We start from the raw sequence: 21,152 nt of genomic DNA, 5'->3' as shown, positions 1-21,152 counted from the left end.
TCACGCGGTGAGCGACGCCGCCCGTGCGCCGGGGACGCGGGCCTCGTCGTACCGGGTCAGCAGCAGCCGTGCCAACTCCGGCGAGGCGCCGAGCACATCGGCCCGTACGTCCGCGCCGGCCGCCCCTCCGGCGATCCGGTCCGGGAGCCGGCCGGGAGCGATGACGTACGGCGCCACCGCCACCCGGCGCACACCCTCGTCCCGCAGGGCCCGTACCGCGTCCTCGGTACGGGGGAGGGATGCGGAGGCGAACGCAGGCCGCACGGAACACCAACCGGTGCGCCGCAGCTCCCGCGCGATTTCAGCGATCACTGCGATCGCCTCCGGGTCTGTGGAGCCCGCCGAGGCCAGGACGAGCCCGGTCGAGCCCCGGTCGCCGGGACGGACCCCGGCTTCGTGCAACCGCCGTTCCAGCGCCGAGTTCAGCAGCGGCGACGGGCCGAGCACCTCGGCCTGCCGGACCCGCAGCCGGGGCAGCCTGCTCCGGGCCTCGTGCAGCACGGTGGGGATGTCGGACTTGGCGTGGAAGGCCCGGGTGAGGAGCAGGGGGAGCGCGACGACGTCCTGTGCCCCCTGCGCGGCCAGCCGCTCCAGGACCCGCGGCACCGACGGCGCGTTGAAGTCCAGGAAGCCCGTCTCCGCACGCAGCCCCGGCCGCAGCGACCGCACCCGCGCGGTGAGCGCGTGCACGGTCGCCGCGTGCCGCGGGTCGCGGCTGCCGTGGGCGATGACGAGAAGCACCGGAGCGGTCATGGTCGTCCTCAGTTCTTGACGAGGAGGCCGCGGCCGCGCAGCACCCACCGCTCCAGCGGACTGAAGATCAGCAGGTCGATCGCGATGCCGACAGTGAGGATCAGGATGATGGCGAGGAACACCATCGACATACTGCTGGTCTCCCGGCCCTGTTCCAGCAACTGGCCCAGGCCCACACCCAGATCGGGCGAGGAAGCGATGATCTCGGCGGCCATCAGCGAACGCCAGGAGAACGCCCAGCCCTGTTTCAGGCCCGCCAGATAGCCGGGCAGCGCGGCCGGCAGCACGATGTGCCAGGTGCCGCGAAGACCGGTGGCGCCCAGTGTCTTCCCGGCCCGCAGATGCAGCGGCGGGATCTGGTCGACGCCCGCGACCAGGCCGTTGGCGATCGAGGGGACGGCACCCAGCAGGATCACCGCGTACATCATCCGGTCGTCGAGCCCCAGCCAGATCACCGCGGGGGGCACCCAGGCGACCGACGGCAGCGACTGGAGCCCGGAGAGCACCGGCCCGATCGCCGCCCGGACCAGCTTGACCCGCGACACCAGCAGCCCGAGCGGAGTGCCGATGGCCAGCGCCAGCAGGAAGCCGAGCAGACCGCGCGAGACGCTGGTCCAGATGTAGCCGAGCAGGGTGCCCTGCGCCCAGGCGTCGGTCACCTCGGCCCACACCTGGGACGGCGACGGAAGCTTGTAGTCGTCGGTGACCTGCGCCCGGATCAGGATCTGCCAGACGACGAGCACCAGGACCACGGCCACGACCGGCGGCAGCACCTTGCGCACCAGCACCTCTCGGACCGGGGTCCGGCTCACCCGTACGGCGTCGAGCGCGTCCAGCCCCGCCTCCAGACCCGCCAGGTCCTTGGCGGTGTCCTTGGCGGCGGTCTCAGTGCTGGCCATGTCGGCGGATCTCCCCACGCAGTTGTTCGGTGATCTCCACGGACAGCTCGGCCACCGCGGTGTCCTCGATGCGGCGCGGCTGGTCGATGTCGACCGTCCACTCCCGGGCGACCCGGCCCGGCCGCGACGAGAGCAGGACGACCCGCTCGGCGAGCCGGACCGCTTCGCGCACGTTGTGCGTGACGAAGAGGACCGAGACGTTCGTCTCGCGCCAGATCCGGGTCAGCTCGTCGTGCAGCACGTCCCGGGTGATGGCGTCGAGCGCGGCGAACGGCTCGTCCATCAGCAGCAGTTGACTGTCCTGGGCGAGCGCGCGGGCCATCGCCACCCGCTGCCGCATACCGCCCGAAAGCTCATGCACCCGCTTCCCGTGCGCCCCGCCCAGCCGTACGAGTTCGAGCAGCCGCTCCGCCTCGGCGCGGCGATCGGACCTGGGTACGCCGCGCAGCCGCAGCGCGAGTTCGATGTTCTTGCCCGCGGTCAGCCACGGGAAGAGGGCGTGCTCCTGGAACATCAGGGCCGGCCGCCCGCCGGGGGTCTCGATGGACCCCGCGGTCGGGCGGTCGAGTCCGGCCACCAGGTTGAGCAGGGTCGACTTGCCGCACCCGGAGGCGCCCAGGAGGGTGACGAACTCGCCGGGAGCGACATCGAGTGTGATGTCGTCCAGTACGAGCTGCTGCCCCTCCGGTCCGCCGAAGGACTTCGAGACGTGGTCGATGCGGGCGGCGTGCCCGACCGCCGTACGGTCCTCGGCCTTGGTGAGCGTGGTGGTCGCCATGGTCGTCACCTCCTGGGAATCCTGTTCGGGTGCCGCTTACTTGACGCCGAGACCGGCGTCGGCGACCTCGGGCTTGCCCGCGGCCTTGAGGATCTTGTTCAGCGGCTTCAGGTCGTAGATGCCCGTCAGGTCCGTCTGCTCCAGCAGACCGGCCTTCACCGCGTGCTTGGCCTCGGTGTCGAGCGTCGCGGCCAGCGGGTCGTCGGTGAACCGGATCGAATTCCACGCCGGGTCGAGGACGTCCGCCGGCAGTTCCTTGCCGGACAGCGTCTTGAGCGCGGCGTTGGCGGAGGCCTTCGCCTTGTCCGGGTTGGCGTTGATCCACGCGTTGGTGTTGACCGAACCGCGCAGCACCGCCTCGACGACGTCCGGGTGCTCGGCGAGGAACTTCTGCGACACGATGATGTTCGTGATCACGAACTTGTTGTCCGGCCACAGCGACGACTCGTCGAGGAGCACCTTCGCGCCCTGCGCGACCAGCTTGGAGGCGGTCGGCTCGGGGGCCCAGGCGCCGTCGATGGAACCGGACTTGTAGGCGTCCGGCGTCACCTTGTTGTCCGTACGGACCACGGAGACGTCGCCCTTGCCGCTGTTGGCGTCGACCTTCCAGCCCTTCTCGGAGATCCAGTTGAGGAAGGCCACGTCCTGGGTGTTGCCGAGCTGCGGGGTGGCGATCCTCTTGCCCTTGAGGTCGTCCAGGGTCTTGATCTTCTTCGGGTCGACGACCAGCTTCACGCCGCCGGAGGCCGAACCGCCGATGATCCGCAGGCTCTTGCCCCTGGACTTGGTGAAGCCGTTGATGGAGGGCGAGGGGCCGATGAAGCCGATGTCGATCGAGCCCGCGTTGAGCGCCTCGATCTCGGACGGACCGGCGTTGAACGTCGACGGCTTGACCGTCGTGGAGCCGAGCTCCTTGGCGATGAGGCCTTCCTGGATGCCGACCAGGGCGGTGGCGTGGGTGAGGTTCGGGAAGTAGCCGATCTTCACGGTGTCCGCGGAGAGCTTCTTGCCGCCGGTGGCGACGTCCGCCTTCTTGGCGTCGTCCTGCTTCGCCTCGGAGCCGTAGCCGCAGGCGGTGAGCGCGAGGGCGAGCAGCGGCAGGGCGGCGACGGCGGCGAGGGCACGGCGCGGCGTGGTACGGGGGGCAGACACGGGAGGCTTTCCTCTCGTCGGCCCGGTGCTCGCGTCCCGGTCGATCAGGGGGACGCGGCCGGGAAGTCGGCAGGTCTTCGTCTGAACTGGCTGTGCCAGCGGTGCGGTTGGTACGAGTGGGCGCGCAGGCGGTGCGCGTACGTCATCACGCACATCGCGCGACCCCGCCCTGACCGCTGCCGAGGGCGCCGCTGCCGATGCGGCCGCCCTCCTTCGCGAACGTGGAGTAGATGTCGATGGCCATCAGAAGTCCCATTCGGCGTCGTCCGCGGCGGCCTCGGGTTCGGCCGCGGCGGCGAACGAGGCGCCGGCCATGCCGGCCGACAGCGTGGTGCCGTCCGCCGGGTCGATCAGGAGAAACGATCCGGTGCGCCGGGAGTCCGCGTACGCGTCGAGTGCGAGCGGCTCCGCGGTACGGACGACGACCCGGCCGATGTCGTTGGCGACGAGCTGTCCGGGCGCCGGGTGCTGGGAGAGGTCGTCCAGCGCGAGGCGCGAGGGGATGTCCTTGACGATCGCCTTGACCGTGCGGGTGGTGTGCTTGAGCAGCACCCGCTGGCCGACCGCGAGCGGCTGGTCGGCGACGTGGCAGACGGTCGCTTCGACGTCCCGGGTGACGGCCGGCGCGTCGTCGGCCGGTGCGATCAGGTCACCGCGAGAGATGTCGATGTCGTCGGCCAGCCGGATGGTCACCGACTGGGGCGCCCAGGCGATGTCCACGCTCTCGCCGAGCGCGTCGATCCCGGCGATCGTCGACGTGCGGCCGGACGGCAGGACGGTGACGGCCTCGCCCACCCGGAACGCGCCGGCGGCGATCTGGCCCGCGTAGCCCCGGTAGTCGGGGTGCTCGGCGGTCTGCGGCCGGATGACGTACTGGACCGGGAAACGGGCGTGGCAGGCGGTGAGGTCATGGCTGACCGGCACCGTCTCCAGGTGTTCCAGGACCGTCGGCCCGCCGTACCAGTCCATGTGCGCGGACGGCTCCACGACGTTGTCACCGGCCAGCGCGGAGATCGGGATCGCCGTGATCTCGGGAACTCCCAGTGAGGCCGCGTACGCCGTGAACTCCTCGGCGATGGCGGCGAACACCGGCTCCGCGTACTCGACCAGGTCCATCTTGTTGACGGCCAGCACCACGTGCGGCACCCGCAGCAGCGCGGCGACGGCGGCATGGCGGCGGGTCTGCTCGACGACACCGTTGCGGGCGTCGACCAGGACGACGGCCAGCTCGGCCGTCGAGGCGCCGGTCACCATGTTCCGGGTGTACTGCACATGCCCCGGGGTGTCGGCCAGGATGAACCGGCGGCGCGGCGTCGCGAAGTAGCGGTAGGCGACATCGATGGTGATGCCCTGCTCGCGCTCGGCCCGCAGTCCGTCGGTCAGCAGCGCCAGGTCGGGCGCCTCCTGGCCACGGCTGCGCGAGGCGTGCTCGACGGCCTCCAGCTGGTCGGTGAGGACCGACTTGGAGTCGTGCAGCAGACGTCCCACGAGGGTGGACTTGCCGTCGTCGACGGACCCCGCGGTGGCGAACCGCAGCAGGGTGGTGGTCGACAACTGCTCCGCGTGCTGGGTGAGTGTGGTCATTTAGAAGTACCCCTCGCGCTTGCGGTCCTCCATGGCGGCCTCGGACATCTTGTCGTCGGCACGCGTCGCGCCCCGCTCGGTGAGCCGGGAGGCGGCGATCTCGGTGATCACGTCGTCCAGCGTCACCGCGTCCGAGTCGACGGCGCCGGTGCACGACATGTCGCCGACCGTGCGGTAGCGCACCTGACGGGTCTCGACCCGCTCACCGTCCTTGGGGCCGCCCCAGTCGCCCGCGGTCAGCCACATGCCGGAGCGGCTGAAGACCTCGCGCTCATGGGCGAAGTAGATCTCCGGGAGCTCGATGCCCTCGCGGGCGATGTACTGCCAGACGTCCAGCTCGGTCCAGTTGGAGATCGGGAAGACCCGGACGTGCTCGCCGGGGGCGTGCCGGCCGTTGTAGAGCTGCCACAGCTCGGGCCGCTGGCGGCGCGGGTCCCACTGGGAGAACTCGTCGCGCAGCGAGAAGACCCGCTCCTTGGCGCGCGCCTTCTCCTCGTCCCGGCGCCCGCCGCCGAACACGGCGTCGAAGCGGTGCTGCTGGATCGCCTCGGTCAGCGGCACGGTCTGCAGCGGGTTGCGGGTGCCGTCCGGGCGCTCGCGGAGCTTTCCGGCGTCGATGTACTCCTGCACGGAGGCGACATGGAGCCGCAGCCCGTGCCGGGCCACCGTGCGGTCGCGGTACTCCAGCACCTCGGGGAAGTTGTGCCCGGTGTCGACGTGCAGCAGCGTGAACGGCACCGGCGCGGGCGCGAACGCCTTGAGCGCCAGGTGCAGCATCACGATGGAGTCCTTGCCGCCGGAGAACAGGATCACCGGCCGCTCGAACTCGCCCGCCACCTCGCGGAAGATGTGCACGGCCTCGGACTCCAGGGAGTCCAGGTGGCTGAGTGCGTACGGATTGCCGGTGCCTTCCGACACGGTCGCGACCGTCGTCACGCCGCACCCCTCTCGCTCAGCAGCGCGTAAAGCTCCGCCGCGGACTCCTGCACGGTCTGCCGGTGCGATTCGATCCGCAGGTCGGGCGACTCGGGCGCCTCGTACGGGTCGTCGACCCCGGTGAGCCCGCTGATCTCGCCCGCCGCCTGCTTGGCGTAGAGACCCTTCACATCGCGTTCGGAGCACACCTCGACCGGAGTCGCGACATGCACCTCCAGATAGGCGGTGCCCTCGGTCTGGTGCCGCTTGCGCACCGCGTCCCGGCTGTCCGCGTACGGGGCGATGACCGGGACCAGCACCTTCACGCCGTTGGCCGCCAGCAGCTCGGCGACGAAGCCGATCCGCTGGACGTTGGTGTGGCGGTCCTCGCGGGAGAAGCCGAGGCCCGCGGAGAGGAACTCCCGGATCTCGTCGCCGTCGAGCACCTCCACGCGATGGCCCTCGCCGCGCAGCCGCCCGGCGAGTTCGTACGCGATGGTGGTCTTGCCCGCGCTCGGCAGACCGGTCAGCCAGATGGTGGCTCCCGTCTCCGTCACGCTCATCGAAGTCTCCTGATCAGTCGTCATCAGTCGTGCAGCCCGCACTCGGTCTTGCCCCGGCCGGCCCAGCGTCCGGCGCGGACGTCCTCGCCCTCCAGCACCCGGCGGGTGCAGGGTGCGCAGCCCACGGAGGCGTAGCCGTCCATCAGCAGCGGGTTGGTGAGTACGCCGTGCTCCGCGACGTACGCGTCGACGTCGTCCTGCGTCCAGCGGGCGATCGGCGAGATCTTCACCTTCCGCCGCCTGCTGTCCCAGCCGACGACCGGGGTGTTCGCCCGGGTGGGGGACTCGTCGCGGCGCAGCCCGGTCGCCCAGGCGGTGTAGGCGGTCAAACCCTCTTCGAGCGGCTTGACCTTGCGCAGCTTGCAGCACAGGTCGGGGTCGCGGTCGTGCAGCTTCGGCCCGTACTCGGCGTCCTGCTCGGGCACCGTCTGCCGGGGGGTCAGCGTGATGACGTGGACGTCCATCACGGCCTCGACCGCGTCGCGGGTGCCGATCGTCTCCGGGAAGTGGTAGCCGGTGTCGAGGAAGACCACGTCGACGCCGGGGAAGACGCGCGAGGCGAGGTGCGCGACGACCGCGTCCTCCATCGAGGACGTGACGCAGAACCTCCCGCCGAAGGTGTCGGCGGCCCACTTCAGGATCTCCGGCGCGGAGGCGTCCTCCAGCTCCCGGCCGGCCCGTCCGGCCAGGCCTTCGAGGTCCTCGGTCAGCGGAGTCTCCGTCATATCCCGTCCCCCTCACCGTCGTTGCGCCGCAGCCCCCGGGTCAGCAGACCCAGGAACTTGAGCTGGAACGCGCGGTTGCACGAGGCGCATTCCCAGGCGCCGTGGCCGCTCTCGTGCGGGCGCAGGTCCTCGTCCCCGCAGTACGGGCAGTGGAACGGTGCGGCGCGTTCGCTCATGACAGCGACTCCGCACCGGCCCGCGCCGCCCAGGCCGCGAACCGCTCGCCGTCCTCGCGCTCCTCCTGGAAGCGGCCCAGCACCCGCTCGACGTAGTCGGGCAGCTCGGCCGAAGTGACCTTCAGGCCGCGGACCTTGCGGCCGAACCCGGCCTCCAGGCCCAGGGCGCCGCCCAGGTGCACCTGATAGCCCTCGACCTGGTTGCCGTCGTCGTCCAGCACGAGCTGGCCCTTGAGGCCGATGTCGGCGGTCTGGATGCGGGCGCACGCGTTGGGGCAGCCGTTGAGGTTGATGGTGAGCGGCTCGTCGAAGTCCGGCAGGCGGCGTTCCAGTTCGTCGATGAGCGCCGCGCCGCGCGCCTTGGTCTCGACGATCGCCAGCTTGCAGAACTCGATGCCGGTGCAGGCCATCGTGCCGCGCCGGAACGGTGACGGCTTCACCTGGAAGTCGAGCGCCTCCAGTCCGGCGACCAGGGAGTCCACCTGGTCCTGCGCCACGTCGAGGATGATCATCTTCTGCTCGACGGTGGTGCGCAGCCGGTCCGAGCCGTGTGCGGCGGCCAGGTCGGCGATCTTGGCGAGCGTGGAGCCGTCCACCCGGCCGACCCGGGGGGCGAAACCGACGTAGTAACGGCCGTCCTGCTGCTGGTGCACACCCACGTGGTCGCGCCAGCGGCTGCTGGGCTGCTCGGGTGCGGGACCGTCGGTCAGCGGACGCTTCAGGTACTCGTCCTCCAGCACCTGGCGGAACTTCGCCGGGCCCCAGTCGGCCATCAGGAACTTCAGCCGGGCGCGGTTGCGCAGCCGCCGGTATCCGTAGTCGCGGAAGATGCCGACGACTCCGGCCCAGACGTCCGGAACCTCGTCGAGCGGCACCCACGCGCCCAGCCGTTCGGCGAGTCGCGGGTTGGTGGAGAGCCCGCCACCGACCCAGACGTCGAAGCCCGGACCGTGCTCGGGGTGGACCACGCCGACGAACGCGATGTCGTTGATCTCATGCACCACGTCCTGCACCGGCGAACCGGAGATCGCGGTCTTGAACTTGCGCGGCAGGTTGGAGAATTCCTTGTTGCCGATGTACCGGTCGTGGATCTCGTCGACGGCCGGCGTGCCGTCGATGATCTCGTCGGCGGCGATGCCGGCCACGGGGGAGCCGATGATCACGCGGGGGCAGTCACCGCACGCCTCGGTGGTGGAGAGCCCGACGGCCTCCAGCTTCTCCCAGATCGCCGGGACGTCCTCGATGCGGATCCAGTGCAGCTGGATGTTCTGCCGGTCGGTGATGTCCGCGGTGCCGCGTGCGTACTCCTGCGAGATCTCGCCGATCACCCGCAGCTGCGCGGTGGTCAGCCGGCCGCCGTCGATCCGGACCCGCAGCATGAAGTACTTGTCGTCCAGCTCCTCCGGCTCCAGGATCGCCGTCTTGCCGCCGTCGATCCCGGGCTTGCGCTGGGTGTAGAGACCCCACCAGCGCATGCGTCCACGCAGGTCGTTGGGGTCGATCGAGTCGAAGCCGCGCTTGGAGTAGATCGTCTCAATGCGTGTCCGCACATTGAGACCGTCGTCGTCCTTCTTGAACTGCTCATTGCCGTTGAGCGGAGTGTGGTGCCCCACGGCCCACTGGCCTTCGCCACGATGGCGTCCGGCCTTGCGGCGGGGCGTGGTGGTCGCAGGCTGTTCCGGGGTAGCGGCCATGACGGTACGTCCTTCGGGACTGCAGGAGGGCGGCTCTGAACTGCACACTCGCGTCAAGGCGCGGCGGTGCGCAGGGATTGCAGAGAAAAAGGGGGGAGCGCGGCGGTGCTGGGACTCTCAGCTCGCCGGACAGATGGCGCTGGACACGCGGCCGAGATCGACGTGGCGTCGACTCACCAAGGCAATTCCAGTTCCAGGCATGACGGAAGCGTGGCACGCGGATCTCGGGCCAGTCCACCACTATCCAAGATGTGGACGAGAGTGTCCCGCATCGCAAGACGGTGTGGTGCTCGTCACGTGGAATGCCCGGACCGGCCCGCCCGTAATCGCCGCAATCTCCCCACTTGTCGCCGGGACGTGCCACCGGAAGTGGCGGGCGGCCGCCCGAACCGCTACCGCCCGGCCCCCGGCCACGGCCCCGGCGTCGCCACCTCCGGCTCCAGCTCCACCTTCGTGTCGAACAGCCGGAAGCCGCGCCGCAGATAGTTGTCCATGGCGTGCGGGCCGTCCTTGGAGCAGGTGTGCAGCCACACCCGCTTCGTCGGCGTCCGCTCCGGCCAGCGCTCCGCCAGGTCCCAGGCACGGGCGACCCCGTACGAGAGCAGATGACCGCCGATCCGCCGCCCCCGGAACGCCGGGATCAGCCCGAAGTACATGATCTCGACCGCGCCCTCGTCCTGCGGGTCCAGCTCGATGTATCCCGCCGGGGTGCCGTTCGCGTACGCCACCCAGGTCTCGGCCCCCGGCCGGTCCAGGGCCTCCTGCCACTGCGCGTACGTCATGCCGAGCCGGTCCGTCCACCGGATGTCGCCGCCGACCGCCGTGTAGAGGAACCGGCTGAACTCGGGCAGCGCTGTCTCCGACCGCACGATCCGCACATCGCCCTCCGGGACCGCGGCGGGCCGCAGGTCGTCGGGGGAGGTCTGTTCCAGGGACCAGATGGTCACCTCGGTGGTGGCGGTGGCGGCGGTATGCACGGGGTTGCTCATGACTGCCAGGGAACCACGCCCCGCCTCCCGCGCCAAAGCCGGTCCCGTAGCGCGGACGGCGGACCGGCGGCCGATCCTCCGTTCAGGACTCAGTCGCCCGTACGCGCCCTGACCACCACCGGAGCCGTCGAGTGCGGCAGCAGATCGGCCGGGTGGTCGGGATGGATCACCTCCACCTCGACGTCCTCGCCGAAGCGGTACGGGCGGTGCGCGAGCACCTGGGCGAGATGACGGCGCATCCGGGAGATCTCCGCCCGCACCGTCACCGTCCGGGTCGCGTCGCCGAAGATGTCCTGGGCGAGCTCGGACGCCGTACGCCCCTCCCGGTGCAGCGCCAGGGCGTACAGCAGCTCCGCGTGGCGGGGCGAGAGCCGCTGCGTCCAGGTGCCCACCGCGCCCACCACATTGACCGTGAGTCCGCGTGGCCGGCTCAGATCCAGCACCACCCGTTGCGGAGCCCCGTCCGACGGACCGTCCGCGACCTGGAGCAGCCAGCCGCCGGGCAGCGGCTCGACCCGGCACATCCCGAGCGACGGCAGCCACACCCGGCCCGGCCGCAAGGACTTGGGCAGCGGCAGCCGGTCGACCGGAGGCATCCCGGTCACCGCGGCGAGCCAGCCATGGGTGTCCACCGCCAGGGCCCGGCCGCCCAGTCGGCACACCAGCGGTGCCGCCACCGAACGCAGCCGGTCGATCGCCTGCAGATGCCGGTTCCTGATCTCGCTCTCCGCCAGCCTGGCGACCGAACTGACCAGGGCGAGCGTCGTCGGATGGAACGTCGAGGCGGGGCCGCTCATGTCGACGATGCCCTTCACCTTGCCGTCGCGCGGGTCCCGGACCGGGGCCGCCGCGCACGTCCAGTTGTGCAGGGTGCGGACGAAGTGCTCCGAGGAATGGACCTGGACCGGGACGCGGGAGACCAGCGCCGTACCTATCGCGTTCGTCCCCGTGCTCTCCTCCGCCCAGGCCGCGCCCTCCGCCAGACAGACGTCGTCCGCCCGGCGCAGCACCCCCGCGTTGCCCCGGCGCCACAGCACCCGGCACTCCACGTCGGTGACCACCAGGATCTGCTGGGCGGCGTCCGCCAGGGAGAGCAGGCCGTCGTTCAGCAGCGGCATCACCTCGCTCAGCGTCGAGCTCCGGCGCCGGTGCTCGATCTCGTCCACATCGAGCAGCACACTCTCGGTGGACTGGTCCGGATCGATACCGCTGCGCAGCACCCGGTCCCACGAGGCGCCGATCTCGGCCCGCGGGGCGACCGCCGGGCGGTCGCCGACGAGCCTGTCCTCCCTGGCCCGGTGGATCATGCGAAGGGCCGCGGCGGACTGCCGGGCATCCGCTCGCGTCACCCCGGAGTCGCTTGTCTCCACTCTCGGTTCCCCCCAGATGCCAGGCAGGCTCGACGATCCACGGGCCCCATCCTGCCGCTGCGAGGGGACCGGCACCGCACACTCCGCACAATGGTTGCAACCCTTTGCAACTCTGGCGAGGGGGTGCGGGGCCGTATGAGAGTGGTGGAACCACCGTGCGGCGGAGCGCGTGCCCCACTGTTCGGTGTGCACAGCATGGAGGGTGGTGCCGTGTCGGCGCAGCACCACCCTCCGTTGCTGTACAGCTACGGGCAGGGCCGGTCAGGGACCGACGGGCCGCGCCCGTTCGACGATCGACGCCAGATCGAGGCTGTGCGGCAGCGTCCCGAAGGCCGCGCCCCGGTCCCCGCCCAGCCGTGACGCGCAGAACGCGTCGGCCACCTCCGGCGGCGCCCACCGCACCAGCAGCGAACCCTGGAGCACCAGCGCCATCCGCTCGACCAGCCGGCGGGCCCGCGCCTCGATCCCGTCCAGATCGGCGAGTTCCGTCAGCATGTCCTTGATCGCCCCGTCCAGCCGGTGATCGGCTCCGCGCGCCCTGCCGACCTCCTGGAGGAACGCGTTCAGAGCCATCGGCTCACGCTGCAGCGCCCGCAGCACGTCCAGCGCCTGCACATTCCCCGAGCCCTCCCAGATCGAGTTGAGCGGCGCCTCGCGCAGCAGCCGGGGCATCCCGGACTCCTCGACGTAGCCGTTGCCGCCGAGACACTCCAGTGCCTCGGCCACCATCGGCGTGCACTGCTTGGTCACCCAGTACTTCGCCGCGGGCACCGCGATCCGCAGGAAGGCCCGCTCGCTCTCCGATCCGTCGTCGTAGGCCGCGGCCAGCCGCATCGCCAGCACCGTCGCGGCCTCCGACTCCAGCGCCAGATCGGCCAGCACATTGCGCATCAGCGGCTTCTCGATCAGCACCCCGCCGAACACGCTGCGGTACGTGCAGTGGTGGATCGCCTGCGCCACCGCCTGCCGCATCAGCGCCGCCGAACCGACCACACAGTCCAGCCGGGTAGCCGCCACCATCCCGATGATGGTGCGCACCCCGCGCCCCTCCTCGCCGACCCGGCGCGCCCACGTGCCGTCGAACTCGACCTCGGCCGACGCGTTCGACCGGTTTCCCAGCTTGTCCTTGAGCCGCTGGATCGCGAACGTGTTGCGGGTGCCGTCGGGCAGTACCCGGGGCAGCAGAAAACACGTCAGGCCGCCCGGCGCCTGGGCCAGTACCAGGAAACCGTCGGACATCGGCGCCGAGCAGAACCACTTGTGCCCGGTGAGCAGATACTCGCCCTCCGCGGCCAGCGGCTCGGCGCGAGTCGTGTTCGACCGTACGTCCGTGCCGCCCTGCTTCTCCGTCATCCCCATCCCGAAGAGCACACCGGCCTTCCGCGCGGCGGGCCGCAGCCCCTGCTCGTACACCGTCGAGGTGAGCAGCGGCTCCCACTCGGCGGCCAGTGCCGGATCGGTGCGCAGCGCGGGCACCGCCGCGTGCGTCATCGACAGCGGGCAGCCGTGGCCCGCCTCGGCCTGCGTCCACACGAGGAAGCCGGCCGCCCGCCGTACATGACCGCCCGGCCTGCCCCAGGCGTCGGTCAGGCCCGCGGTGACCGCGTGGCCCAGCAGGCGGTGCCAGGCCGGGTGGAACCCGACCTCGTCGATGCGGTGGCCGTACCGGTCGTGGGTACGCAGCACCGGCGGATTCCCGTTCGCCTGCGCACCCCACTCCTGCACCTGCGCGGAGCCCGCGGATCTGCCCAGCTCACCGAGCTCGCCCCGGACTTCGGCCAGGAGCCCGGGTGACGTGTGACGTTGCACCGCCTCGGTGAGCGCCCGGTCGGCGGCGAAGACGTCGTAGCCGGTCAGCGGTGGTACCTGGTTGGACACGGTGTGGGTGGTGGCTGCCATGCCGATACGGTAAGGACGTGCAGGCAGCAAATGAAACACCCGAGCGGCCACCGGGCCGGCTCCACCGGGCCCGAGTCCTCTACCGCAACGTATCCAAGCGGCAGATGGCCTGGCAGTTGCTCAAGGACACCGTCAACTCGTGCATGGAGTACCGCATTCTCGGGCTCGCCGCCGAGGCGGCGTTCTTCACCCTGCTGTCCCTGCCACCCCTGCTCCTCGGCCTGATCGGGCTGCTCGGATACGTCGACGAGTGGACCAGCACCACCACGGTCGCCTCCATCGAGCGCAACATCCTCAACGCCGCGCAGACCGTGCTCAGCGAGCGGGGCGTCAACGACTTCGCCAAGCCGCTCCTGGCGGACGTCACCACCGGCGCCCGGCCCGATGTCATCTCGATCGGCTTCGCCATCGCGCTCTGGTCCGGCTCCCGCGCGGTCAATGTCTTCATCGACACGATCACCGTGATGTACGGCCTCGACGGCCAGCGCGGCATCGTCAAGACGCGACTGCTCTCCTTCCTGCTGTACGTCGTCGCGCTGCTGCTCGGTTCCGTCGTGCTGCCGCTGCTCGTCGTCGGCCCCGACCGGGTCGTGGAGTTCGTCCCATGGGGCACCGAGCTCATAAGCGTCCTGTACTGGCCGCTGGTGATCCTGCTGTCGATCGCGTTCCTCACGACGCTCTACCACGTGTCCGTGCCGGTCCGTTCGCCCTGGATCGAGGACATGCCCGGTGCGCTGGTGGCGCTCGCGATGTGGGTGCTCGGCAGCTTCCTGCTGCGGATCTATCTCACCAGTACGGTCGAGGGGCCCACGATCTACGGTTCGTTGGCGGCCCCGATCGCCGTCCTGCTGTGGATCGGCATCTCCGCGTTCGCGGTGCTGGTGGGAGCGGCGGTGAACGCGGCCATCGACCGGGTGTGGCCCTCGCTGGCGACGGCCGCCGCCCGCGCGGCGAACGACCGGGTACGCGCGGCCCAGGCGGCGGAACTGGTCGCGCGGGCGCAGGCGGGGAACCAGGACGACGGGTACTGGGACGAGGATGACGAGGACGACGAGGACGACGATGAAGGCGACAGCCCCTACATGCCGTCCGAGTTCCCCGAACGCTGGTCGAAGTTCCTGCCGCCGGACGATGTGAAGTCCAGGCTTCAACCGAGCCGCGACAAGGAGCCGGACAAGCCGAACCCGGATAGGCCGGACGACGCGTCCGACGGCTGAGCGTGCCCGCCGGACGGACCCTAGGGGGCGGGCGCGGGTGCCGGGACGGTCGGTGCCGCCGGAACCGACGGGGTCGCGCCGGGAGACCAGGACAGCTTGACCACCAGATGGCCCTCGACCGCGCTCCTGGCGATCACCGCCCCGGCCTCCGCCGTGATCTTCACCCCGAATTCGAGCTCCACACCGTCCGGTTTCAGGTCGCCGTCCCGGAACACCGCGAGGGCGGACTCGGCCGCCGACCGGATTCCCGTGAGTGCGCTGTCGAACGTACGCCCGGCCCTGGCCAGGGTGTTGTCGTCGCCCAGCGCGACCAGCTGCGCGCCCTGGGTGTGACGGTCGACCTCGACCGTCACGGTGGCGCCGTTGTCGGTGGTGAACTCCATCAGTGCCGTCATGACCGCCCCCGGGAAGCCGATTCCGTCCGTCGACGAGATTAGCGTGTGGGGTATGGGCGACAGGTACGAAGAGCGGACGTCGCGGTTCGACGGTGCGATCGTGTGGACACTGGGCGTGCCGGAGGGCGCGGTCCATCCGGTGCTGCCCGACGGCTGCATGGACCTGCTCTGGATCGGCGGACGGCTGCTCGTCGCGGGCCCCGACACCCGGGCCGCGACGCCGTCCGCCCCGGCCGGCGGGCAGTGCGTCGGCATCCGCTTCGCACCCGGCACGGCCCCCGCGCTGCTCGGTGTGCCGGCGCACGAGTTGCGCGACCGTCGCGTCGGGCTCGCGGACCTGTGGCCCGGAGAACGGGTCCGCGTACTCACCGAGCAGCTCGCCGAAGCGCCCGACCCGGCTGCCGCGCTGGAGAACATCGCGCTGCGCCGGGCCGCCGAGAGCACACCGCCGGACCCGCTGATGCGGTACGTCGCGGACCGGCTCGGCGCCGGACGGTCCGTCGCGGACACCGCGCACCGGGCCGGCCTCGGCACCCGCCAGCTGCACCGGCGTTCGCTCGCGGCCTTCGGTTACGGGCCCAAGACGCTCGCCCGGGTCCTGCGGCTGCAGCGCGCGCTCGCCCTCGCACGGTCCGGGACGCCGTACGCCGAGGCGGCGGTCGAGGCGGGCTGCACCGACCAGGCCCATCTCGCCCGGGAGATGCGTGACCTGGCCGGGACCACCCTGACCGCCCACCTAGGGCCTGTCCGGCGGATCATGGCCGGGGGCGCTGATCCGCCGGGCAGACCCTAGCCCGATAGCCGCTCGCGTCCGGGCCCCCGGCCTCAGCCGTTGGCGGCGAACAACGACACCGCGCAGCCGTCCGGGTCGAGGACCGTCGCGTAACGCTGCCCCCACACGGCGTCCCACGGCTTCAGATGCCCCCGGTATCCCGCGCCGGTCAGGTCGTCGTACACCGCGTCCACCTCTGCCGGGCTGTCGCACAGGAAGGCCAGCGAGAGGCGGTCGCCGCCGGTCGGCGGGGTCCATCCGGGGTCGAAGGAGCGGGTGACGTCCTCGGTGTCCCAGAGGAGTCGTTGCCCGCCCGGCAGCGTCACTTCGACATGGGGTGCGGATTCCGCTCCGGCGGGGATGTCGAGGCCGAGCCGGCGGTAGAAGGTGAGCGATGCGGCCAGATCCGTCGTGACGATGCCGATCGCGTCCATGCGTGGAGTCATGCCCCGACCGTATGCCGGGCGCCGGCGCGGGTCTTGTACGAAACGGACATCCGCGAGGACGAGCGCGAAGGGGGAGTGCCGCAGCCTGCCGACAGCACCCCCGCCCGCGTCTATGAGCCCCATGAGCCCCATGAGCCCTATGAAGTCCTACGAGGGTGCGGCGCCGGTCGTGCAGTCGGCGGGCGAGGTGCCCGGGTCCGTCAGCGTGAGACCGAGCTGGGCGCGTTCGGTGACCCAGCGGCTCGGGCGGTGGCGCGGATCGCCCGTCGTGCGGTGCAGCGCCCGGTGCAGCTCCAGCATCCGGTCCGCGCCGATCCGGTCGCCCCAGGCCAGCGGGCCGACGGGGTAGCCGAGTCCGGTGGTGACGGCCAGGTCGATATCGGCGGGGGCGGCGATGGAGCGCTCCGCGATGCCCGCCGCGACCGACACGATCGAGGCGAGCAGCCGCTGGGCGACCGAGCCCGCGGTGTCCCGCACCACCGAGACCGCCCAGGGCTCGTCGCCCTCCGCCGCGCGGGCCAGCACCGCGCGGGCGTCGCGCGCGGCGGCCGGATCCGCCGCCGGGGTCACGGCCAGCACCCGGCGCCGGCCGGCCGCGGGCAGCGGGTCCACGCCGAAGGTGCGCCCCGCGGGCAGCCCGTTCCCGGCGACTGCCTCGGCGACCGCGGTGCCCCAGACCGGAACCAGCACCAGGGCTTCGGCGGACGGCCCGGTGCCGGTCTCGACGACGGCGCCCGCGGCGGTCAGCGCCGCCCGCAGCGCGGCCGCGTCCCGGTCCTGCCCCGCGGTGCCGTGGACGAACACCGGACGGTCCGCGTCGCCCGTGACGGGCGGTTCCGGCGCGGGGGCGGGCGTCTCGGGACCGTACGCGTACCAGCCGTGCCCGGTCTTGCGGCCGTGCAGTCCGGCCGCCACCCGGTTGGGGGTGAGGTAGGAGGGGCGGAGCCGGTCCGCGTACCGGAAGCCCTGCCAGATCGAGTCGATCACCGCGGCCGTCACATCCAGCCCGGTGAGGTCCATCAGCTCGAACGGGCCCATCCGCAGGCCCAGTACGTCGCGGGCGATCCGGTCGATGTCCGCCGGGTCGCCGACCGTCTCCTCCAGCAGCGCGAGCGCCTCGGTGACCAGACCGCGGCCGGCGTGGTTGACCAGGAAGCCGGGGGTGTCGGCGACGGTGACCGCGCGGTGTCCGCAGCTCTCGACGAGCGCGGTGAGGACCGGCGGGATCTCCGGGCGGGTGGCCGCGCCGGGCACGATCTCGACGATCTTCATCAGCGGTACCGGATTGAAGAAGTGCAGCCCGGCCAGGCGCGTCGGGTCCTTCAGCGCCGCGGCGATCCGGGTGACCGACAGGGACGAGGTGTTGGTCGCGAAGACCGCCGTCGCGGGCAGCACCCGCTCCAGCCTGCCGAAGACCTCCGTCTTGGTGTCGAGGTCCTCCCGCACGGCCTCGACGACCAGCTCGATGTCCGGCCCCTTTGCCCAGGGGTCGTCGAGCGGGACCAGCCGCTCCAGGGCGGCGGCGCGGTCCTCGGCGGACATCCGGCCCTTCTGGACGGCCCGTTCGAGCATGGACCGTACGAAGTCCACGGCGGCCGTCACGGCCTCCGTGCGCACGTCGCACAGCTCGACGGTGTGTCCGGCGGTCGCCGCCCACTGGGCGATGCCGCGGCCCATGGCCCCGGCGCCGACGATCCTGATACGCATGGCGGTTGCGGTCCTCTCGGGGTGTGACATGTGATCCGTCCGGTCGAGCGGCTGTGACATGTGATGCGTCCAAGCGAGCGGCTGTGACATGTGATGCGTCTCAGCGAAGATAGACGCGTTCCGGGTCCACGTCCTCGCGCAGCAGCCGGAGTTCGGCCTCCGTCGGCGGCGGTACGGTCCCGACCGTGCCGGCCACCTTCAGGTCCCAGCCGGTGGCCGCCCGTACCTGTTCGACGGTGACGCCGGGGTGGACGGCGACCAGCCTCAGCTCCTCGCCGACGCCCGTGCGGGCCAGGATGCCCAGTTCGGTGATGACCCGGGTGACACCGTTGCCCAGCGGCCGGATGCCCTCGGCCAGTGCCCGGTCGGGGCCGGGGGTGGTGCAGAAGTCGAGGGTCCCGGTGAAGGAACGCGGATTGTGGCGGCGCATCACGACGAAGACCTCACGGGAGTTGGCCATCACCTCGATGCCACCGCCGGAACCGGGCAGCCGGACCGCGGGGCTGTCCCAGTCACCGATCACGGACGTGTTGAGATTGCCCCACCGGTCGATCTGCGCGGCGCCCAGGAACCCCACGTCGATATGGCCGCCCTGGAGGACACAGCCGAAGAGCGCGGGCATCGACAGCACCGCCTCGGCACCGGTGATCAGGACCGCGTCGGCGATGGTCTCCGGCAGGTGCGAGGGGTGCGCGCCGCACACCCCGGACTCGTACACGACCTCGATCTCCGGGGCGACCGTCAGATGCGCCAGCTCGGTGGCGAGCGTCGGCAGGCCGATGCCGGCGAACACGGTGCGGCGCGCGGCCAGTTCACGGGAGGCGACGACGGAGAGCAGCTCCGACGAGGTGATGCTGTCCGGTGCGGTGGTGGTGATGGCCATGGCGCGTTCCTTCTCGTGTCCCGATTCCGTCGCCCGTCCTGCCTGTCCTGCCCGTCCTGCCCGTCCTGCCTGTCCGCTCACAGCCGCCGCCCGTAGTTCACCGGCAGGCTCAGCGCCTCGCCGACCGCCAGGCCCGCCCAGTACTCCTCGCCGAGCTTGTCGACGTACTCCGCGTGGTCGGCCGTCCCGAGCACCCATTCGGCCAGCCACTCCTGGAGCCGCTGCGGATCCTTGCTGATGTGCGACCAGGCGCGGTAGAAGGCGTTGTCCCGGTCGTAGTACCCCTGCGCGAAGGAGGGGTGCGCGCCGCGCGGACAGACGACGACCGCGTCGACCGCGTGGGCGGGGACGAGCGTGCGGTTCGGGTCCGAGCGGATCACCTCGTCGTCGACGATCTCCTCCACGACGACGACCGCCTTGTCCGCCGCGTACACCGCCTCGGCCTGGATGCCGGTCAGGCCCCAGATCTGGGTGTTGCCGCTGCGGTCGGCGCGCTGGGCGTGGATGATCGTCACATCCGGGTTGACGGGCGGTACGACATAGATCTGCTCGGGCTCGCCGTCCGGGCCGGGGTAGGGCGAAGTGACCTTGCGCAGACCGCTGTTGACGGACGGCAGATCGCTGCCGCCGTAGCTGCGCAGCGGATGGAACGGCAGCCGCTGGGCGCCGGCCAGGTAGCGGCAGATCATTCCGTAGTGGCTGTACTCCTCGAAGGCGAGCGGCGCCGGTTCACCGGTCTCGATGCGGCGGCGCAGTTCGCCGAGCGACCCGGCGGAGGAGTTGCCGACGAAGGAGGAGACCAGCCGCGAGACACAGCCCGCGGCGATCATCTGGTCCACCACGATGTCCGCGGTCATCCGGACCACGGTGAGGTCGCGGCGGCCCTGGCGGATGATCTCGTGGCCCGCGGCGGTCGGGACGAGATGGGTGAAGCCTTCGAGACAGACGGTGCCGCCGTCGTGGACGAAGGTGGTGATCGCCGCCTTCATCGACATCGTCTTGTCTTTCCGGTCCGTCGTGGCCACGGTGCTCCTCCGGCTCTGCTGGCGCGTCCTGGGTATGCGCGTCGCCCCACCGTGTCAGCGGCTATTGATTGCTGTCCAATACCAAATTAAGGTCGTATCGAGACGTCTGATTAATGAATCGGATCAGTCGATGACCGGTGACCGGTGACCGGTGACGGCCGGCGGCCGGCGGCCGAAGGAGCGTGCATGGAGCTGCGTCATCTGTCCGCGTTCGTCGCCGTGGCCGAGGAGCTGCACTTCGGGCGGGCCGCGAAACGGCTGCAGATGGCCCAGCCGCCGCTGAGCCAGCAGATCCGTCAACTGGAGAAGGAGCTGGGCGTCCAGCTCTTCGAACGCAACACCCGGTCGGTGCGGCTCACCAGCGCGGGGGAGTCCTTCCTCCAGCCGGTACGGACCGTGCTCGACGACCTCGACACCGCGGTGCGTGCCGCGAGGGCGGCGGGCCGCGGCGAGTACGGGCGGGTCACCATCGGCTTCGCGGGCGCCTCCAGCCACGAGACGCTGCCGCTCCTCACCCGGGCCGTGCGCGCCGCCCACCCCGCGCTCGAACTGGTCATGAAGGGGCAGACCTACGCCAACGTCGCCCTCGACCGGGTCGCCGACGGCTCGCTCGACCTGGGCTTCGTCCGGCTGCCGGTGACCCGGCCGGGAGTGGCGTACCGGGTGATCGACGAGGAGGAGCTGGTGTGCGCGCTGCCCTTCGACCACCCGCTCGCCCGGCTGGAGAGCGTCCCCATCGGCGTCCTGGCCGAGGAGCCCTTCGTCTCCTTTCCCGCCAACACCGGCTCCACCGTGCGCGACGCGATGGTCGGGGCCTGCGAGGCCGCCGGGTTCAACCCCCGGGTGGTCCAGGAGGCGCCCGACTCGTACACCATCCTGGCGCTGGTCGCCGCGGGTGTCGGCGTCACGCTCACTGTCACCTCCGTCCAGCACATCCAGCAGAACGGCCTCGTCTACCGGCCCCTGGCCGGGCCGCCGATCCGGCTCCAGGCGGCGCTGGCCTGGCGCGCCGACAACCCCTCCGCCGCGCTGCGGGCGGTACTGGCGGTGGCGGAGGAGGCCCTGCCCACGCCGTCGGGCCCGGCCGCGGGCCGAACCGCCGCGAGCCGGCATTGAGACGCGCCACGTCTTGAACCAGGGCGAACTGGATATTGGACCGGCTCAGTCGCCGGGTGCAAGGGTCGGCGGCACACGCCACTCGCCTCCGAAA

General features: G+C 71.3%; 22 protein-coding genes. 3 read left to right on the top strand and 19 right to left on the bottom strand.

Translation table 11 applies throughout. The features are described from left to right. The 14 genes from ACFV8T_RS16395 to ACFV8T_RS16330 form a co-directional block, all read right to left on the bottom strand. Positions 1–753, bottom strand: coding sequence for a sirohydrochlorin chelatase (locus ACFV8T_RS16395; protein WP_385328022.1), 753 nt, complete (start codon positions 751–753; stop codon positions 1–3). Positions 754–761: 8 nt separating this feature from the next. Beyond that, the gene (locus tag ACFV8T_RS16390) at positions 762–1,652 is read right to left on the bottom strand and encodes an ABC transporter permease (protein ID WP_385328020.1); all 891 of its coding nucleotides are present in this window, start codon (positions 1,650–1,652) and stop codon (positions 762–764) included. Further along, a complete protein-coding gene (locus ACFV8T_RS16385) occupies positions 1,639–2,430 on the bottom strand; it encodes an ABC transporter ATP-binding protein (RefSeq protein WP_385328018.1) in 792 nt (263 codons plus the stop codon). The genes ACFV8T_RS16390 and ACFV8T_RS16385 overlap by 14 nt, the downstream gene beginning before the upstream one ends. 36 nt (positions 2,431–2,466) lie before the next feature. Further along, entirely contained in the window at positions 2,467–3,582 is a 1,116-nt protein-coding gene (locus ACFV8T_RS16380) for an aliphatic sulfonate ABC transporter substrate-binding protein (protein WP_385328016.1), read from the bottom strand. A 243-nt stretch (positions 3,583–3,825) separates the two neighbouring features. Continuing rightward, on the bottom strand, positions 3,826–5,166 hold the full coding sequence (locus ACFV8T_RS16375; RefSeq protein ID WP_385328014.1) for a sulfate adenylyltransferase subunit 1: 1,341 nt from the start codon (positions 5,164–5,166) through the stop codon (positions 3,826–3,828). Then, positions 5,167–6,102, bottom strand: a complete 936-nt coding sequence (cysD, locus tag ACFV8T_RS16370) for a sulfate adenylyltransferase subunit CysD (RefSeq protein WP_385328012.1) — start codon at positions 6,100–6,102, stop codon at positions 5,167–5,169. Further along, positions 6,099–6,644: an adenylyl-sulfate kinase gene (gene cysC, locus ACFV8T_RS16365; protein WP_266428495.1), complete on the bottom strand. Its 546-nt coding sequence runs from the start codon at positions 6,642–6,644 to the stop codon at positions 6,099–6,101. Before cysC ends, cysD begins: the two co-directional genes overlap by 4 nt. A gap of 23 nt (positions 6,645–6,667) precedes the next feature. After that, the gene (locus ACFV8T_RS16360) at positions 6,668–7,369 is read right to left on the bottom strand and encodes a phosphoadenylyl-sulfate reductase (protein ID WP_385328011.1); all 702 of its coding nucleotides are present in this window, start codon (positions 7,367–7,369) and stop codon (positions 6,668–6,670) included. Then, positions 7,366–7,545: a hypothetical protein gene (locus ACFV8T_RS16355; RefSeq protein WP_385328010.1), complete on the bottom strand. Its 180-nt coding sequence runs from the start codon at positions 7,543–7,545 to the stop codon at positions 7,366–7,368. The genes ACFV8T_RS16360 and ACFV8T_RS16355 overlap by 4 nt, the downstream gene beginning before the upstream one ends. Next, positions 7,542–9,239: a nitrite/sulfite reductase gene (locus ACFV8T_RS16350; RefSeq protein WP_385328008.1), complete on the bottom strand. Its 1,698-nt coding sequence runs from the start codon at positions 9,237–9,239 to the stop codon at positions 7,542–7,544. Before ACFV8T_RS16350 ends, ACFV8T_RS16355 begins: the two co-directional genes overlap by 4 nt. 117 nt (positions 9,240–9,356) lie before the next feature. Beyond that, the gene (locus tag ACFV8T_RS16345) at positions 9,357–9,440 is read right to left on the bottom strand and encodes a putative leader peptide (protein WP_317864749.1); all 84 of its coding nucleotides are present in this window, start codon (positions 9,438–9,440) and stop codon (positions 9,357–9,359) included. Positions 9,441–9,631: 191 nt separating this feature from the next. Further along, positions 9,632–10,228 (bottom strand): GNAT family N-acetyltransferase, encoded by a 597-nt coding sequence (locus tag ACFV8T_RS16340; RefSeq protein ID WP_385328006.1) that lies wholly within the window; start codon positions 10,226–10,228, stop codon positions 9,632–9,634. 89 nt (positions 10,229–10,317) lie between these two features. Continuing rightward, positions 10,318–11,535 carry a GAF domain-containing protein gene (locus ACFV8T_RS16335; protein ID WP_385328336.1) on the bottom strand — a complete coding sequence of 406 codons (1,218 nt, stop codon included), beginning with the start codon at positions 11,533–11,535 and terminating at the stop codon, positions 10,318–10,320. Positions 11,536–11,859: 324 nt separating this feature from the next. Beyond that, positions 11,860–13,497, bottom strand: coding sequence for an acyl-CoA dehydrogenase family protein (locus tag ACFV8T_RS16330; protein WP_385328005.1), 1,638 nt, complete (start codon positions 13,495–13,497; stop codon positions 11,860–11,862). Between the two features lie 17 nt (positions 13,498–13,514). Between ACFV8T_RS16330 and ACFV8T_RS16325 the strand changes: the two genes are divergently transcribed. Beyond that, positions 13,515–14,714, top strand: coding sequence for a YihY/virulence factor BrkB family protein (locus tag ACFV8T_RS16325; RefSeq protein WP_385328004.1), 1,200 nt, complete (start codon positions 13,515–13,517; stop codon positions 14,712–14,714). A gap of 20 nt (positions 14,715–14,734) precedes the next feature. Here ACFV8T_RS16325 and ACFV8T_RS16320 read toward each other — a convergent pair whose 3' ends face one another. After that, a complete protein-coding gene (locus ACFV8T_RS16320) occupies positions 14,735–15,109 on the bottom strand; it encodes a CU044_2847 family protein (protein WP_385328003.1) in 375 nt (124 codons plus the stop codon). Positions 15,110–15,161: 52 nt separating this feature from the next. Here ACFV8T_RS16320 and ACFV8T_RS16315 point away from each other — a divergent pair, with 52 nt between their 5' ends. Then, on the top strand, positions 15,162–15,902 hold the full coding sequence (locus ACFV8T_RS16315; protein WP_385328002.1) for a DUF6597 domain-containing transcriptional factor: 741 nt from the start codon (positions 15,162–15,164) through the stop codon (positions 15,900–15,902). 32 nt (positions 15,903–15,934) lie between these two features. On the opposite strand, the gene ACFV8T_RS16310 is transcribed toward ACFV8T_RS16315, so the two are convergent. The 4 genes from ACFV8T_RS16310 to ACFV8T_RS16295 form a co-directional block, all read right to left on the bottom strand. After that, positions 15,935–16,327 carry a VOC family protein gene (locus tag ACFV8T_RS16310; protein WP_385328001.1) on the bottom strand — a complete coding sequence of 131 codons (393 nt, stop codon included), beginning with the start codon at positions 16,325–16,327 and terminating at the stop codon, positions 15,935–15,937. 147 nt (positions 16,328–16,474) lie between these two features. Next, positions 16,475–18,034: a 3-hydroxyacyl-CoA dehydrogenase gene (locus ACFV8T_RS16305; protein ID WP_385328000.1), complete on the bottom strand. Its 1,560-nt coding sequence runs from the start codon at positions 18,032–18,034 to the stop codon at positions 16,475–16,477. A gap of 100 nt (positions 18,035–18,134) precedes the next feature. Continuing rightward, on the bottom strand, positions 18,135–18,917 hold the full coding sequence (locus ACFV8T_RS16300; protein ID WP_385327999.1) for a CoA-transferase subunit beta: 783 nt from the start codon (positions 18,915–18,917) through the stop codon (positions 18,135–18,137). A 77-nt stretch (positions 18,918–18,994) separates the two neighbouring features. Continuing rightward, positions 18,995–19,912 carry a CoA transferase subunit A gene (locus tag ACFV8T_RS16295; protein ID WP_385328335.1) on the bottom strand — a complete coding sequence of 306 codons (918 nt, stop codon included), beginning with the start codon at positions 19,910–19,912 and terminating at the stop codon, positions 18,995–18,997. Between the two features lie 216 nt (positions 19,913–20,128). Between ACFV8T_RS16295 and ACFV8T_RS16290 the strand changes: the two genes are divergently transcribed. Then, positions 20,129–21,058, top strand: a complete 930-nt coding sequence (locus ACFV8T_RS16290; RefSeq protein WP_385327997.1) for a LysR family transcriptional regulator — start codon at positions 20,129–20,131, stop codon at positions 21,056–21,058. The last annotated feature ends 94 nt before the right edge of the window (positions 21,059–21,152 follow it).

This window comes from Streptomyces sp. NPDC059832, assembly GCF_042731715.1.
In the GTDB taxonomy this organism is placed as follows: Bacteria; Actinomycetota; Actinomycetes; order Streptomycetales; family Streptomycetaceae; genus Streptomyces.
The sequence above is the reverse complement of the archived record's forward strand: the minus strand, read 5'-3'. Positions and strand labels throughout refer to the sequence as shown.

Excerpts from the sequence above, each read along its gene's own strand:
- ACFV8T_RS16385 (WP_385328018.1), bottom strand. The coding sequence starts at position 2,430 with ATGGCGACCACCACGCTCACCAAGGCCGAGGACCGTACGGCGGTCGGG.
- ACFV8T_RS16360 (WP_385328011.1), bottom strand. The coding sequence starts at position 7,369 with ATGACGGAGACTCCGCTGACCGAGGACCTCGAAGGCCTGGCCGGACGG.
- ACFV8T_RS16335 (WP_385328336.1), bottom strand. The coding sequence starts at position 11,535 with ATGATCCACCGGGCCAGGGAGGACAGGCTCGTCGGCGACCGCCCGGCG.
- ACFV8T_RS16350 (WP_385328008.1), bottom strand. The coding sequence starts at position 9,239 with ATGGCCGCTACCCCGGAACAGCCTGCGACCACCACGCCCCGCCGCAAG.
- ACFV8T_RS16295 (WP_385328335.1), bottom strand. The coding sequence starts at position 19,912 with ATGTCGATGAAGGCGGCGATCACCACCTTCGTCCACGACGGCGGCACC.
- cysC (WP_266428495.1), bottom strand. The coding sequence starts at position 6,644 with ATGAGCGTGACGGAGACGGGAGCCACCATCTGGCTGACCGGTCTGCCG.
- ACFV8T_RS16390 (WP_385328020.1), bottom strand. The coding sequence starts at position 1,652 with ATGGCCAGCACTGAGACCGCCGCCAAGGACACCGCCAAGGACCTGGCG.
- ACFV8T_RS16395 (WP_385328022.1), bottom strand. The coding sequence starts at position 753 with ATGACCGCTCCGGTGCTTCTCGTCATCGCCCACGGCAGCCGCGACCCG.
- ACFV8T_RS16310 (WP_385328001.1), bottom strand. The coding sequence starts at position 16,327 with ATGACTCCACGCATGGACGCGATCGGCATCGTCACGACGGATCTGGCC.
- ACFV8T_RS16320 (WP_385328003.1), bottom strand. The coding sequence starts at position 15,109 with ATGACGGCACTGATGGAGTTCACCACCGACAACGGCGCCACCGTGACG.
- ACFV8T_RS16300 (WP_385327999.1), bottom strand. The coding sequence starts at position 18,917 with ATGGCCATCACCACCACCGCACCGGACAGCATCACCTCGTCGGAGCTG.
- ACFV8T_RS16330 (WP_385328005.1), bottom strand. The coding sequence starts at position 13,497 with ATGGCAGCCACCACCCACACCGTGTCCAACCAGGTACCACCGCTGACC.
- ACFV8T_RS16305 (WP_385328000.1), bottom strand. The coding sequence starts at position 18,034 with ATGCGTATCAGGATCGTCGGCGCCGGGGCCATGGGCCGCGGCATCGCC.
- ACFV8T_RS16345 (WP_317864749.1), bottom strand. The coding sequence starts at position 9,440 with ATGCCTGGAACTGGAATTGCCTTGGTGAGTCGACGCCACGTCGATCTC.
- ACFV8T_RS16375 (WP_385328014.1), bottom strand. The coding sequence starts at position 5,166 with ATGACCACACTCACCCAGCACGCGGAGCAGTTGTCGACCACCACCCTG.
- ACFV8T_RS16340 (WP_385328006.1), bottom strand. The coding sequence starts at position 10,228 with ATGAGCAACCCCGTGCATACCGCCGCCACCGCCACCACCGAGGTGACC.
- ACFV8T_RS16315 (WP_385328002.1), top strand. The coding sequence starts at position 15,162 with ATGGGCGACAGGTACGAAGAGCGGACGTCGCGGTTCGACGGTGCGATC.
- ACFV8T_RS16290 (WP_385327997.1), top strand. The coding sequence starts at position 20,129 with ATGGAGCTGCGTCATCTGTCCGCGTTCGTCGCCGTGGCCGAGGAGCTG.
- ACFV8T_RS16355 (WP_385328010.1), bottom strand. The coding sequence starts at position 7,545 with ATGAGCGAACGCGCCGCACCGTTCCACTGCCCGTACTGCGGGGACGAG.